Here is a 15,905-nt window from a genome sequence, read left to right on the forward strand (position 1 = left end):
TACAGCTTCTAAACTTGTCATTATACTGATAAAGCTTTTAATAATGTTAAATTAAGCTGATGTTGTGCTTGTTGCCAATTGTGTAAGTTATCTGCCTCAATAGTGGGTTGTTTATCTAATGAACTCAGCAACCGTTTGAACCAATTAGAGGGTTGCCATATTGACAATTCACCAGTGATATCACTTGCCACAATACGTTGCTTTAACGAAGTAATGGTATCAAGCAGATGATAAGTTTGTAATTGACCTTGATCCCAATTAGTGTGAATGACCTTTTCACTTAATACATCTTTATCTATCGATAAATACACAGGTTCGGCGCTATGGTATTGTTCGGATAAGAAACTAGCAATCAGATCATCTGGAGTAGAAAAATGGCGAAAAGCTTGCCCCAAACCTATTTTTTTTGCCCACGATACATTGACATCCAAACTCCAATACGTCAGTTTTTTCTGAAAAAGGGGTTTCCATCTATTTTCCCAAAAATGGGAAAGTCCAATATCATGAGATGTGATACCTAACACATGAACATGACTGACAAAAGGTAAACTTGCCACATAGCTAACCCATGAACCACAATGAATACCAAATAAATAGCGCATATTATCAGGATGATTATCAAACACAATTACTTGGATTGGATTATCGGCGGAATAGTGTTTAGCCAACCGTTCAATAAGCAGCAATGAAATATGGTGATAATCACCACTTCCCATAAAGACTGTACCATAATGTTCAGGTAAGGATTGCTGTAATTCAGCTTTAAATTGGCAGAATTTTTTTTCAGAGCAACCAAAGCGAATCGTATCTTGCCACTGAGTTACATCAATTATTTTAGCATTATTAATCTCGCCTACACTCTGATCGAAATTGAGTATAATAGGATATGTCATGCTACTTTCTCCTTGTCACTTTCAAAATGACCAATCAATTTGCTTAAAATAAATCTTAATAATGGATTACGGATGTAAACCAAATGTTTGGTTAAAGTAAATTGCGCACCTAACGATCGTTTAACCTCAGGATCTGTCCAACCCGCAATATAGTGACTAAATCCTTGCTCAATGGCATATTCCAGATTGAAAAACCAACTAACAAAATAAAGATTAAAGTCACGAGCTTGAGGATAAATCAAGCCAATATATTTATCGACCAACATATTATTTACGACAAAGCAGATATTGTAGCCAATTAGTTCATTATCGTGATAATAGGTAAAAATGCGTGCTTGGATAGATTTACTTTGCAGCAATTGAATAAAAAACGGTTTGGTCAGTAAATCAAAATGAACCTCACTCTGTTGATACACATTGAGGTAAAGTTGGTAATAATGATCTAACACCTCATCATCAAAAAAGCACTCATCACCACTATGCAAAACCTTAATCTCTAATTTTTCGCGAGCTTTTAATTTACGTCTAAAATTCTTGCGACGGCTGGACGAAAATCGTGAAAACACATCATTTAAATCACTAAAATCAATCGGTAACCAAGCTAATGCTTGTCCTTCAACTTCAATAAACCCTCTTGTTTTTAATGCCGAAATAAGCTGGTTTGAATAATGATTGTCTTGTTCGCTAAGTAAAGGCGAGGATAAAGGCAAATCTTTGACAATAACAAAAGGATACTTTTTTGTATATGCGGTTTTAATGTTATCCGCTAACTGTTCTGCTTCTACCTGATCGGTCAATAGAGCATATTCAGAAACGGTTGTTCCTATAAAACAAGTTTTCGGCTGTAACCAATGTCGCCATTTTTTAAAAAAAGGGAGTTTTTGGATCTTATGCTTAAAATCATCATCAGCAGTAGTTAATAAATCAAACTTTGCAGCAAAAGCAGGCACACCATTTTCACTCAGCCACGCCGTAAAATCATGCGGTGGATAAGTCAAAAAATTGTCGACTAATTCATTTGGTTCTAGCTGATTGATGTATTTCATAAATATATTTAAACGATTGGCTATCATGTGCAGTCCCGCCAACAAGAGTTGACGGGAAGGTTAGAAATTAACAATTAAAGTTCTTTTTTCGCTCGGGTAATTAACTGATCAAGTAGTTCGATACCTTGATCAATCTCTTGACGAGTAATATGTAGCGATGGAGCAAAAGTGATCACGTTTTTATAATAACCACCGATATCAAGCACCAAGCCCATTTTATTACCTTTCCAATCAAGATCACCTGACATACCGATATCCACCATTTTATCTACTAACGCTTTGTTAGCGGTAAATCCATCTTCGGTACAGATTTCGGCACGAAGCGCAAGACCTAAACCATCGACTTCACCAATCTCTTTATGTTTCTTCTCAAGTGTTTTTAAACCTTCAAGGAAGTAAGCACCGCTTTCCATAACCATGGTTTCATAATCAGTTTCTGACGTCATTTTTAACACTTCAAGACCAACTGCTGTACCTAATGGATTAGAAGCAAACGTTGAATGAGTTGAGCCGACAGGGAATACCTCAGGATTAATCAACTCTTCACGTGCCCATAAACCACCTAGTGGATTAAGACCATTGGTTAACGCTTTGGCAAAGACAACCACATCAGGCTTAACATCAAAATGCTCAATTGACCAAAGTTTACCTGTACGATAAAAGCCCATTTGGATTTCATCAACAACCAATAAAATTCCATATTGATCTAATACTTTTTTCAAACCTTTAAAGTAGTTACGAGGAGGAACAATATAACCACCTGTAGCTTGTAATGGTTCTGCATAAAATGCAGCATATTCAGCTTGTCCTACTTTTGGATCCCATACACCGTGGTATTCAGTTTCAAATAGACGTGCAAACTCAGCAACTAAGTGTTCACCATACTCTTCTGCGGTCATGCCTTTTGGACGACGGAACGGATATGGGAAAGGAACAAACATAGCACGATCACCGAAATGACCATAACGACGACGGTAACGATAACTAGAAGTAATTGAAGATGCGCCAAGTGTACGACCATGATAACCACCTTGGAACGCAAACATTAATGACTTACCACCAGTAGCATTACGTACTACTTTTAAAGAATCTTCAATACATTGTGATCCACCAACGTTAAAATGAACTCGTCCTTGGTAACCAAAACGCTGTTCCATACCTTGTGCAATGGTTTTAGCTAATTCAATTTTGGTTGGATGCAAATATTGGCTAGCACATTGTGGTAAAGTATCAATTTGCTTTTTGAGTACGTTGTTTAATCGCTCATTAGCATAGCCAAAATTACATGCTGAATACCACATTTGTAAATCAAGGAAAGCTTTACCTTCTTTATCATACATGTAGCTACCTTCGCAACCATCAAAAATCTTTGGTGGTTCAACATAATGAACAGTATCACCAAATGAGCAATATTTAGCTTCATCAGCTAATAATGTTGCATCGTCAGGACGACTATTAATCATTTCTAAAGTTGGTTTACTCATAATTATCTCACTAATCCATATTCAAACACGATAAAATGTGGCATTATTATTCAAGAAAATTGTTTGTTACAATGTACAATTACTGTATAGATTGTGTGACGATAGTATCAAACTCAGCGAAATAATTTTCTGCTAGAGGATAGCATTGTTACCCAAATGGATATAAACCCTATGAAAAAATCACACTGCATAATTCCTATATTAGCGTTATCTGCATTAGCATTGAGTGAAACCGCATTAGCAGATCCTACTTCTATCGGTGTTGGTGGCGGTTGGTCAAATTCACCTTACAAAGGTTATCGTTCCAGTTACTATCCAGTTCCCCATATCGATTACGATAATGATACATTTTTTATTGATGATCTATCGGCTGGTGTGTATGTTTTTAATAACGATAATCAAAGTTTATCTATCGGTGCTCGTTATCTTGATAATGAATTCAAACCACACGACTCAAATAATCGCCAATTAAAACGGCTTGATAGCCGTCATGCAACATTATTAGCAGAAATTGAGTACTCTATTGATACCAATTGGGGCAGTTTTTCAAGCAGCATTGGAGCAGACATGCTAAATAAAAGTAATAGCATCTTAGTCAATGCCGATTACAGCGTACCATTTATGCTAGGTAATTTAATTATTGTTCCAACAATAGGTATCAACTGGGCAAATAACAAACACAATAATTATTACTATGGGATATCACATAAAGAATCTTCTCGTTCTGGTTTACGCTATTATCATGCTAACGGATCTTTCACACCCTATATCGAAATAGGTGCACAATATGCATTAACCGAACATCTTAATCTGCTCGGTGGCATGCATGTCGACAAATTAACCGGTGATGCAGCTAATAGCCCAATGGTTAACAAAAGCACTGTAACCTCATTTTATATGGGAGTCTCTTATAAATTTTAATTTCAATACTTTTTATTCACCCCATACAATATAGATAAACGATTTAATCAAATTAATCCTGATACAGTTTGGATATCATTAAAATAAATTTAGGAAATCAAAATTATGCTTTGGTTTAAAAATGCCATTATTTACCAACTTAATAATGACACTTTACTTGACAAAAACGCTATTGAAAAAGCTATCAAATCGGTACCTTTTACCCCATGTGGAAATATAGATACCATGAAAATGGGTTGGGTTTCACCTTATAATGATAATTATCACGATGATTTTATTATTGATATGAAAGGTCACCTTTTATTACGTATAAAAAAAGAAACAAAACTTTTACCGGCTCCTGTTATCAAACAAGCTCTACTTGAAAAAATTGATAAACAAGAACAAGCACTGAGTAGAAAGTTAACTAAAAATGAAAAGGCAACGTTAAAAGATGAAGTCATGATCGACCTTATGCCTAGAGCATTTAGTAAATACAATCATTATTGGTTATGGATAGACACCATAAATAAACGTATTATTCTTGATACCAGCAGTTTTAAGCAAGCAGAAGATATTTTGGCTATTCTACGTAAGGAATTGGGAGTTCTTGCATTAACACCGCTCTCCATTGAAAAACCAGTTGAGCAAATCATGACAACTTGGGTCAAAGAAAAACTGAACTTTGCACCTTTTATATTAGGTGATCAAGCCGAATTAAAAGATCCACTTGAAGGAAACGGGATTATTAGCTGCAAAAATCAAGATATCACCAGTGATGAAATGATGATACATTTTGATTCGGGAAAATGGATAACAAAAGTGAAAATTATTGACGAAAGAGGTGTGAATTTTATCGTCAATAATGATTTAACATTGAAGCGAATAAAATTTGATTCGAGTGTTTTAGATGAAAATGAGGATATTGGCACTGATGAATTTGATAAAAAATTAGAAGCCGATTTTTTCATCATGGCGAACTTATTATCAACAACAATCAATGACTTTTATATCGTCATCAATAAAATTACTTAAAAGATTGTGTAAACTTTTTTTACATAAAGTGTCATTAATTATAGATCTGCGTATAATATATGCTATAATTGAAATCAAATTATGTGCATCATAATTAAAAACAATAAGTAATCGATCCTTTATTTAAAGTAAAATTTAATTAAAAGGAAAGCAAACAACGTCTATAACAACATTCAAGTTGAGGCAACAAAATGAAAAAAACAACATTAGCTCTAGCAATCGCAGTTGCGAGCTTAACAGCTACTGCGGCAAATGCAGCATATGAAGACAACACTTTTTACGTTGGTGGTAAATTAGGCTGGTCAGAACTTTATAGTTTAGATCAAAGTAAAGTACGTGCATTTAGTCGTGATGTTAAAATCAGCACAACTGACAAAAGTAATGTTGCTGGTGGTGCATTCCTTGGCTTCCAAGCTAACCCTTATTTAGCATTCGAATTAGGTTATGATTGGTTAGGTTCTGCTAAATATAAAAGATCTTACCACAATGCAGGTAAAACTTATGACGTAGGTCATAGTAAAGTTTCTGCTCAAGGTGTTTCTTTAACTGGTAAATTAAGCTATCCATTATCTTTCATCTCTGATGATTTAGATGTTTATGGTCGTGCTGGTGCAATGATCACTATCGCTAAATGGAAAAACGGTGGATACGTTAAAGAAAGTTATGGCAAAGGCGGAACAAAAACTGACGTTTCTCCAGTTTATGCATTAGGTTTAGACTACCGTTTTGCAGAAGACTTCTCTACTCGTTTAGAGTATCAATATGTTAACCACATCCATACTAAAACTGACGCATCTCCAGATGCAGGAACTTTAAGCTTAGGTATCACTTACCGTTTAGGTTCTCCAGCTGTTGAAGCTCCAGTTGTTGTTAAAACTTCTGAACGAGTTTACGATTTAAACGCTGACGTTCTATTTGCCTATGCAAAAGCTGACTTAAAAGAAAAAGGTCGTGAAGAGTTAGATAGATTATTACAAGATCTTATCAAACTTAGCCCTACTCAAACTGCGATCGTAGTAATTGGTCATACTGACCGTATCGGTTCAGAAAACTATAACCAAAAACTTTCAGAACAACGCGCTCAATCTGTGATGAAATACTTAGTATCTAAAGGTGTTCCATCTGAGATCATCAGTGCTCGTGGTGTAGGTAAATCTCAACCAGTAACTGGCAGCGAATGTAATGGCAAACGTGGCGCTACATTAAAAGCATGTTTAGCACCAGATCGTCGTGTACAAATCGAAGTGAAAGCAACTAACCTTCAACAAGTTAGAGAAACAACTCACTAATTTTCGATTTCCAAAACAATAAAAACCCGGTTAATCCGGGTTTTTTATTGCTAATAAGTTAGTGAATAAACATTAAAACTCTATAAATTATCCACAAAAAAGTTTATAATTAACGATGTGCTGTTAATAATAAAAATTAAAGGAGTGATTTGTGCCTACCGCTATCTGGCAAGAATGTCTTTCTCAACTACAAGAAGAACTTCCTACAACGGAATTCAATTTATGGATTCGCCCATTGCAAGCGGAAATGATTGATAACAAACTCTATATTTATGCACCAAACAGATTTGTATTAGATTGGGTAAAAAATAAATACCTTAACAACATATCTCAATTGATCAATACACTTTTCAATGATGATTCCCTAAAGCTATACCTTGAGGTGGGATCAACATTGTCAATGGAAAAAAAAACTAAAAATAATCAGCCTAAAACGGACGTAATGCCGGCTTGGAAAACAACCAAAGAAAGTAATAATAATCATACCTATCACTCGGGAATAAACCATAAACATACATTTAATAGCTTTGTTGAAGGTAAATCCAACCAACTCGCAGTAGCTGCTGCCAAACAGGTTGCTCAAAATCCAGGAAAAGCTTATAACCCACTATTTTTATACGGCTCTACAGGTTTAGGTAAGACCCATTTATTACATGCTGTAGGCAATCAAATCATGGAAGTCAAAAGTAATGCCAAAGTAGTCTATATGCATTCGGAACGATTTGTTCAAGATATGGTAAAGGCACTGCAAAATAATGCGATAGAAGAGTTCAAAATTTACTATCGTTCTGTTGATGCATTACTGATTGATGATATCCAATTCTTTGCCAATAAAGAGCGATCACAAGAAGAATTCTTCCATACCTTTAATTCATTATTAGAAGGTAACCAACAAATTATTTTAACTTCAGACCGTTATCCCAAAGAAATTGATGGCGTTGAAGATCGCTTAAAATCACGTTTTGGCTGGGGCTTAACGATTGCGATTGAACCACCAGAACTTGAAACACGAGTCGCAATTTTGATGAAAAAAGCCGAAGAAAATAATATAAAATTACCTGAAGAGGTCGCTTTTTTTATTGCTAAACGATTACGTTCTAATGTGCGAGAACTAGAAGGCGCATTAAATCGGGTAATTGCCAATGCAAATTTCACGGGCAAATCCATTACGATTGATTTTGTTAAAGATGCTCTGAAAGATTTACTTGCCTTACAAGAAAAATTAATTACTATTGATAATATCCAAAAAACGGTTGCAGAGTATTATAAAATTAAAGTCTCAGATCTACTTTCCAAACGTCGTTCCCGTTCTGTTGCAAGACCGCGGCAAGTTGCCATGGCATTAGCAAAAGAATTAACAAATAAAAGTCTTCCTGAAATTGGTGATGGCTTTGGCGGAAGAGATCATACGACTGTATTACATGCATGCAGAAAGATCGCTGAATTAAAAGAAGAAAGCAATGATATTAAAGAGGATTATTCCAATTTAATTCGAACATTATCAACTTAATAAAAGAATCAACATTATGAAATTTATTATTGATCGAGAAAAACTTATCAAACCATTGCAACTTGTTAGTGCGCCTTTAAGCAGTCGCCCGACGCTACCAATTTTAGGCAATTTATTGTTACAAGTAAGTGATAGTACACTATCCATGACGGGAACCGATCTTGAAATAGAGATGATTGCTCATATCCCGCTTACGGAAGCAAACGAACCCGGTGCAACCACAGTCCCAGCGAGAAAGTTTCTTGATATTTGTCGAAATTTACCCAACAATGCTCAGATTTCAATAACTGTTGATGACAATCGATTGATGATTCAATCTGGTCGAAGTAAATTTTCCTTATCTACACTACCTGCCAGTGATTTTCCTAACTTAGAAAATTGGCAAAGCGATGTCGAACTTTCTGTACCACAAAAAACAATCAAACGTCTTATCGATGCCGTCCAGTTTTCGATGGCTAACCAAGATGTAAGATACTACCTTAATGGTATGTTATTTGAAATCGAAGATGGACTTTTAAAATCTGTTGCAACCGATGGACATCGACTTGCTCTTTGTTCGCAACCGATTGGTCAAAATATTGCAACGTCTTGTTCTGTAATTTTACCAAGAAAAGGCGTTATTGAACTGGCAAAATTGGTGAGTGATAATGACGATATTATCAATATACAAATTGGTAATAATAATTTACGAGTTAATCTCGGTGATTTTACCTTCACCTCAAAACTGATTGACGGCAGATTCCCTGACTACAAACGAGTATTGCCACGTAATCCCGATAAACCGTTAGAAGTTTCGTGCGAAGAGTTTAGAAATTCGTTATCACGTGTCGCCATTTTATCCAATGAAAAATTTCGCGGTATCCGACTTCATGTTCACAACAACCAATTAAAAATTACAGCAAATAACCCAGAACAAGAAGAAGCAGAAGAAGTGGTTGATGTAAAATACTCTTCAGCAGAACTTGAAATTGGCTTTAATGTGACCTATTTATTAGATATATTAAATACGTTGAAGTGCGATAGCGTACAACTACTTTTAACTGATGCCACATCAAGTGTACAAATTGAAGACATTAATGATCAGTCAGCCATTTATGTTGTGATGCCAATGCGCTTATAATCAAATTTAACCTTTCCGGCTTAGGCCGGAATAACTTAGCTTATATGATTCTTTCACAGATCAAAATCCATCATTTTCGTAATATATCTTATACCGAGCTGTGTTTATCCCCCCATTTCAACTTTATTGTTGGTGATAATGGTAGTGGTAAAACTAGCTTACTTGAAGCTATTTATATGCTAGGTCATGGACGAGCATTTAGACATATACAGTCCAATCGTATTATTCAGCATGAACAATCTGAATTAACGTTATTTAGCCAAATTGAATCATCTAATCAACAGACCCGAACCATTGGATTAGTCAAAGCACGTAATAATGATAATAGAATTAAAATTGATGGTGATGAAGGATTTCGATTAACCGATCTTGCTAAACTCTTACCCATTCAATTAATTACACCAGAAGGATTTGATTTACTTATTGGTGGGCCTAAATATCGACGAGCTTTTATTGATTGGGGGTGTTTTCATCATTATCCTGAATTTATCCATTTATGGAACAATTTAAAGCGGTTATTTAAGCAACGTAATGCCTTATTAAAACAATCCACGAGTTATAATCAACTGTTACCTTGGGATAAAGAGCTGGCTCCCATTGCTGAAAAAATAAGTCAAATTCGCTCGGAGTATTCACAGCATATTTTTCCCGAAATCATACAAACCTGCCATGACTTTTTGCCCGAATATCTGCTTAATTGTCAATATTATCAAGGGTGGGAACAAAACATTAATTATAGCGACATATTACACAAACAGTATGAACGAGATAGATTACTCAACTATACTTCATTAGGCCCACATAAAGCCGATATCCGTTTGCGTATCGACAATATACCTGTTGAAGATTTCTTATCACGGGGACAATTAAAATTATTGATGTGTGCACTACGTCTTGCGCAAGGTGAACATTATTCAAAACAAAGCGCACAACCTTGTGTCTATTTAATTGATGATTTTGCGTCAGAATTAGATCATCATAAACGAGCATTATTAGCTAAACGGTTAAAAATGGCGAATTCACAAGTGTTTATCACCGCGGTTAGCCAAGACCAAGTAACCCATATGATTGACGAAAATGATAAGATTTTTCACATAAAATCTGGTATAATTTCCTAAATATACAGAATGATATAAATAAATCAAACAAGTCGAGAGATCCATGTCAAATTCTTATGATTCTTCTAGCATTAAAGTACTTAAAGGACTTGATGCTGTCCGAAAACGTCCAGGTATGTATATTGGTGACACTGATGATGGAACAGGACTTCACCATATGGTTTTTGAAGTTGTTGATAATGCCATTGACGAAGCATTAGCTGGCTATTGTCATCACATTGAAGTGACCATTCACCCTGATAATTCAGTCTCAGTACGAGATGATGGTCGTGGTATTCCAACCGGTATCCATGAAGAAGAAGGAGTTTCAGCAGCTGAAGTCATTATGACGGTATTACATGCTGGCGGAAAATTTGATGATAATTCATATAAAGTATCTGGTGGTTTACATGGTGTGGGTGTTTCCGTCGTTAATGCCCTATCTGATAAATTAGAATTGGTCATTTATCGTGAAGGAAAAATTCACCAACAAGTTTACCATTTAGGTGTCCCTCAAGAGCCGTTAAAAATCATTGGCGAGACTAGTGAGTCGGGTACTTATGTGCGTTTTTGGCCAAGCCCAGAAACTTTTACTAATATTGAATTTGTTTATGAAGTTTTAGCTAAACGCTTACGTGAGCTATCATTCTTAAATTCAGGTGTTTCAATCAGATTGCTTGATGAACGTACCGGTAAAAGCGAACATTACCACTACGAAGGTGGGATACAAGCTTTTGTTGAATACTTGAATAAAAATAAAAACCCGATTCATCCAAAAATCTTTTACTTCAGTACGGAAAAAGACGGTATAGGTGTTGAAATCGCTTTACAGTGGAACGACGGTTACCAAGAAAATATTTATTGTTTCACCAATAATATTCCTCAACGAGACGGCGGTACCCATTTAGCCGGTTTTCGTGGAGCAATGACTCGCACCCTAAACAATTATATGGAAGCGGAAGGATACAGCAAAAAAGCGAAAATTAGTGCGACCGGTGATGATGCTCGTGAAGGACTCATCGCGGTTGTATCGGTCAAAGTACCGGATCCAAAATTCTCATCTCAAACTAAAGATAAGCTAGTTTCGTCAGAAGTAAAATCGGCTGTTGAATCGGTAATGGGTGAAAAATTAGCGGAATATCTGCTTGAAAACCCATCTGATGCAAAAATCGTGGTAGGTAAAATTATTGATGCAGCAAGAGCACGTGAAGCCGCTCGTAAAGCGCGTGAAATGACACGGCGTAAAGGTGCATTAGATTTAGGTGGCTTGCCGGGTAAACTGGCTGATTGCCAAGAAAAAGACCCTGCCCTATCTGAACTTTACTTAGTGGAAGGGGACTCTGCGGGCGGTTCTGCAAAACAGGGACGAAACCGCAAAAACCAAGCCATTTTACCGCTCAAAGGTAAAATCTTGAATGTAGAGAAAGCTCGCTTTGATAAAATGCTTTCTTCACAAGAAGTTGCTACACTGATTACAGCATTGGGTTGTGGAATTGGTCGTGATGAATACAACCCAGATAAAATGCGATATCACAGCATTATTATCATGACCGATGCTGACGTCGACGGTTCACATATTCGAACATTGCTATTAACCTTTTTCTATCGTCAAATGCCCGAAATTATCGAACGTGGTTATGTTTATATTGCGCAACCACCACTCTATAAAGTGAAAAAAGGGAAACAAGAACAATACATCAAAGATGATGAAGCGATGACGCAATTCCAAATAGCATTAGCGCTTGAAGATGCTTCATTGCATGTTAACGATCATGCGCCTGCACTGGCTGGCGAAGCCTTAGAAAGATTGATTGCTGAGTATCAAAAAGTTGAAAAGCTCATCGCGAAAATGGAACGCCGTTATCCTAAAGCATTACTGTCTGAGCTGGTTTACCATGATGTATTAGATGAAAATATACTTAAAGATAAGCAATTAGTCGAAAATTGGGCAAAAACCATTGTCGACAATTTATCGAATAAAGAACAACATGGTAGTAGTTACCGTTATTCAGCTGAATATAATGAAAAAACACAACTTTATGTACCTGTCATCAAAGTGAGAACGCATGGAGTAGATAATAACTATGCATTAGATCAGGTATTTATTCACAGTAATGAGTATCGTAACATTTGTCATTTGGGTAAACAGTTAAGAGAACTCTTAGAAGAGAGTGCTTATATCCAAAGAGGAGAACGAAAACAACCGGTTAGTTCTTTTGAAGAAGCCGTTGATTGGTTAATTAAAGAATCACGCCGTGGTCTGACTATCCAACGTTATAAAGGGTTGGGTGAAATGAATCCAGAACAATTATGGGAAACCACAATGGATCCAACCAGTCGTCGAATGTTACAAGTGACCATTAAAGATGCTATTGAAGCGGATCAACTATTTACCACACTAATGGGGGATGAAGTTGAACCTCGTCGATTATTTATCGAAGAAAATGCTCTTAAAGCAGCTAACTTAGATTTTTAATTAGCTCAAATTGGAATAAAAAACCAGACTCAAAATAGTCTGGTTTTTTTTATTAATACTCACCGCTAAAATAGCCTACGATGAATATTCATCTGTCATATTCTTTATTGGCATACAGGGCGATTAATTTTCATATCTGAAACGGCTTTATTCATCTGTTTAATCATATCTTTTGGTGTCTGAGCTATATATACCTTGCCCCCTGTCGCATTTGCAACACAATCAATCTTATGTTCACCAGCAATATCGACAATATTGATTTTTAAACGAGGTTTTGAGACTGAAATATGATGAGCTAATGTACAGATATTTTTATGAGTACAGGTATCTTCACCGTCACTGATAATTAAAATATAATCATCTCGTTTTACCCCATCAAGCATATTACTAGCTTTTTCTAATCCATTATAAAGTGGTGTTCCCCCACCACCAGCAGCGGTTGGCGTCAGTTTATTAATTTTATTTTTCAGTGTTCCACGGTTTTTATAACTATAAAAAGGTGAAACCTCGGCCGATGGACAGCCCGTTAGGGTCACTAGTGAAATATTGATATTTTGTTGTATTTTATCAATGCTAGTTAAAGCAACCTTTTTGCTACTTGATAAACGGCTTGGTAATCGAGTCATACGTTTTTCGTAGTTTAGCTTGTCTTGTTCCGACATATAGCGTGGAAAACCATAACCCAAATACTGAAAATACTGTTCAACCTCAGCGGGTGACTCTGCTAATGTCACTATCATCGACAACGAATTATCAAATACCATCACCATTTTAGAAGGATTGGGATTACTGACCAATTCTTCTTTGGTAATACAATTAGCAGGATTTTTAACTTTTGGTTTAGGCTTTTCTTCTGGTTCCGGTTTTTTCTCTTCAACCACTGTTTCTTTGTGCTCAACAGGTTTAGGATCTTGCTTGATTTCTGGTTCAGGTTGGACAGGAACATCAACTGGCTCTAATTGAGGTTTTTTCTCTTCATCAGCAGGTGTTATTACTGGTGCTGAAACATGACTTGCTTCATCCACACTATCTTTATTAAATGGATAAAAGACATACCAAAGCCCACCAATTAATGCCAGTAATAGCAATGCTAAAAGGAATATAGACCACCAACGCCAAGTCGATTTGGTTGGAAGCTTGGGTTCGGGTACTTTAGGCGGTAAAACAGGATCTTCAAACGTATGAACAATAACAGGCTCATCATTAATGACAAAAATTGAATTACCTAAACTTTTAATTCTTGGTATCCAAAATGAAACCAGTGTTTGTTGTTCAGGGGTTAACGGCATCAATTTAACGGTATTTTCAATATCAATAATACGTGTTTGTAACGTTGTCGTTACCGTTTGTCGATATAGTTCATTACTGATATCGCTTAATAATATGGGTTGTCCTTCCAGATTGGTAGACCATGCAATGTAATGATCATCTTCTATCAATTTTGGAATGGCAAAGACAGAAAAAGTCCGCTCAGTCAGATGTGATTTTAATAACGATAGTAATGAATTATATTGTTCTAATAAATTGATTTTTTGTGAATCACTGCTATCAAAACAATGCCGTGTTATTCGCTGCATGATAAATTAACTTCCTTACAGATCATTCTAATTTTACCTCAGCTTCAACATGAACATCCAAATATTAAAGATCATCACTGAATAATATCCTATTCGAATGCTACTTATTCACACAAAGGTTTACTGATATTCATATCAGAAACCGCTTTATTCATCTGTTCAACAAGCTCGGTGACATTGTTAGCAATATAGACCTTTCCACCCGTTTTATCCGCTAAACAATCAATCTTATGCTGTCCCACAATGTCCACTATATTTATTTTTAAACGTGGTTGTTGGTTGGCAATTTCATTGGCTAAAGTACAAATATTATCTTCCGAACAATTATCGTCACCATCACTGATAATTAAAATATAATCATCATGATTTACGCCATCAAGCATTGAACTGGCTTGCTTTACACCACTATATAACGGAGTAGCACTATCGTATTCTAATGGTGTTAAACGATTAATTTCATTCTTCAATTTTTCTCTATTATCAAAATGATAAAATGCAGATGCCTTTGCGACAGGACAACTATTTAACGTGACAAGAGCAATATTGATATTAGGTTGTATTTTATCAATACTGGATAACGCAACTTGCTTACTACTCGATAGTCGATTCGGTAATCGGGTCATTCTTTCTTCATATTGCTTGGCTTCTTCGAAAGTAAGATGATCAATCCCATTTGACAAATATTTTTCAATTTCTGCTTGAGGTTCAGTAAGCGTTAAATACATCGAAGCGGAGTTATCAAATATCATCACCATTTTAGAGGTTTGCTCGTTTTTTTGGATTTCTTCCTGTGAAATACAGCTAATTACTTCAGAAGTGGGATTGTTTGAGGTCGTTGGTGGTAATAGTTCAGCAATAGGTACGGGGGCTTTATCTTTTATATATAAATAATATAGATATCCAAGTATCCCGATAAAAGCAAGTGCTAAGGTCAAAAACCACCACCTACGCCAAAATGATTTTGTTGTCTTGACAGGAAGGGCTGGAGCCACTTCATTAGTCAGGATTGGCTCATCAAAATGATGAACAATCACAGGTTCATTATTAATGACATAAATCACATTACCTAAACTTCTCATTCTCGGTAACCAAGCAGAAAGAAGCGTTTGTTGATCTTCCGTTAATGATTTGATTTTGATAGTATTTTCAATATCATTTAAACGTGTTTGAAGTGTTTTTTCAATCTGCTTTTTATCTGCTTCATTAATAATATCTTCAATGGCAACGGGTTGACCTTCAAGATGCGTATACCAACCAAGATAATGATCGCCTTCAATTAATCTCGGTATTGCTAAAATCGAAAAACTACGTTCGCTAACATTAGGCTTTAACAATTGTAAAACTGAATTATATTGATCAAATAACGAGATTTTATCTAAATCATTAGGATCAAATAACATTCTGGTTATACGTTGCATTGCTAATTTGTTTCCTTATGTTAAACATCGCTTTTGCTAACTATTGATATAATGAATACG

Annotated in this window: 12 protein-coding genes; 7 read left to right on the top strand and 5 right to left on the bottom strand. The window is 35.8% G+C overall.

Going from position 1 to position 15,905, the window contains the following annotated elements:
* Positions 1-20: 20 nt before the first annotated feature.
* From J3U35_RS00190 to J3U35_RS00200, 3 genes are read right to left on the bottom strand one after another with little or no spacing between them, the layout of a single operon-like run.
* On the bottom strand, positions 21-893 hold the full coding sequence (locus J3U35_RS00190) for an arginase family protein (RefSeq protein WP_267350423.1): 873 nt from the start codon (positions 891-893) through the stop codon (positions 21-23).
* Positions 890-1,966 carry a GNAT family N-acetyltransferase gene (locus tag J3U35_RS00195; protein WP_267358815.1) on the bottom strand — a complete coding sequence of 359 codons (1,077 nt, stop codon included), beginning with the start codon at positions 1,964-1,966 and terminating at the stop codon, positions 890-892. Before J3U35_RS00195 ends, J3U35_RS00190 begins: the two co-directional genes overlap by 4 nt.
* A gap of 47 nt (positions 1,967-2,013) precedes the next feature.
* Positions 2,014-3,423, bottom strand: a complete 1,410-nt coding sequence (locus J3U35_RS00200; protein WP_143425959.1) for an aspartate aminotransferase family protein — start codon at positions 3,421-3,423, stop codon at positions 2,014-2,016.
* A 171-nt stretch (positions 3,424-3,594) separates the two neighbouring features.
* On the opposite strand from J3U35_RS00200, the gene J3U35_RS00205 reads away from it, so the two are divergent.
* The 7 genes from J3U35_RS00205 (at position 3,595) to gyrB (ending at position 12,850) form a co-directional block, all read left to right on the top strand.
* Entirely contained in the window at positions 3,595-4,344 is a 750-nt protein-coding gene (locus tag J3U35_RS00205) for a MipA/OmpV family protein (protein WP_267358817.1), read from the top strand.
* Between the two features lie 105 nt (positions 4,345-4,449).
* A complete protein-coding gene (locus J3U35_RS00210) occupies positions 4,450-5,358 on the top strand; it encodes a recombination-associated protein RdgC (RefSeq protein ID WP_267358819.1) in 909 nt (302 codons plus the stop codon).
* Between the two features lie 191 nt (positions 5,359-5,549).
* Positions 5,550-6,647, top strand: a complete 1,098-nt coding sequence (ompA, locus tag J3U35_RS00215) for a porin OmpA (protein ID WP_267350416.1) — start codon at positions 5,550-5,552, stop codon at positions 6,645-6,647.
* Between the two features lie 151 nt (positions 6,648-6,798).
* The gene (dnaA, locus tag J3U35_RS00220) at positions 6,799-8,157 is read left to right on the top strand and encodes a chromosomal replication initiator protein DnaA (RefSeq protein WP_267350415.1); all 1,359 of its coding nucleotides are present in this window, start codon (positions 6,799-6,801) and stop codon (positions 8,155-8,157) included.
* A gap of 16 nt (positions 8,158-8,173) precedes the next feature.
* On the top strand, positions 8,174-9,277 hold the full coding sequence (gene dnaN, locus J3U35_RS00225; RefSeq protein ID WP_267350413.1) for a DNA polymerase III subunit beta: 1,104 nt from the start codon (positions 8,174-8,176) through the stop codon (positions 9,275-9,277).
* 44 nt (positions 9,278-9,321) lie between these two features.
* Positions 9,322-10,395 carry a DNA replication/repair protein RecF gene (gene recF, locus J3U35_RS00230; RefSeq protein ID WP_267358821.1) on the top strand — a complete coding sequence of 358 codons (1,074 nt, stop codon included), beginning with the start codon at positions 9,322-9,324 and terminating at the stop codon, positions 10,393-10,395.
* Positions 10,396-10,438: 43 nt separating this feature from the next.
* The gene (gene gyrB, locus J3U35_RS00235) at positions 10,439-12,850 is read left to right on the top strand and encodes a DNA topoisomerase (ATP-hydrolyzing) subunit B (protein ID WP_220216396.1); all 2,412 of its coding nucleotides are present in this window, start codon (positions 10,439-10,441) and stop codon (positions 12,848-12,850) included.
* Positions 12,851-12,954: 104 nt separating this feature from the next.
* On the opposite strand, the gene J3U35_RS00240 is transcribed toward gyrB, so the two are convergent.
* Together J3U35_RS00240 and J3U35_RS00245 are read right to left on the bottom strand one after the other, a co-directional pair.
* On the bottom strand, positions 12,955-14,427 hold the full coding sequence (locus J3U35_RS00240) for a VWA domain-containing protein (RefSeq protein ID WP_267358823.1): 1,473 nt from the start codon (positions 14,425-14,427) through the stop codon (positions 12,955-12,957).
* Positions 14,428-14,531: 104 nt separating this feature from the next.
* Positions 14,532-15,845, bottom strand: a complete 1,314-nt coding sequence (locus tag J3U35_RS00245; protein WP_267358825.1) for a vWA domain-containing protein — start codon at positions 15,843-15,845, stop codon at positions 14,532-14,534.
* Positions 15,846-15,905: the final 60 nt, after the last annotated feature.

It is taken from the genome of Gilliamella sp. B2717 (genome assembly GCF_026536675.1).
Classification (GTDB): Bacteria; Pseudomonadota; Gammaproteobacteria; order Enterobacterales; family Orbaceae; genus Gilliamella; species Gilliamella apicola_I.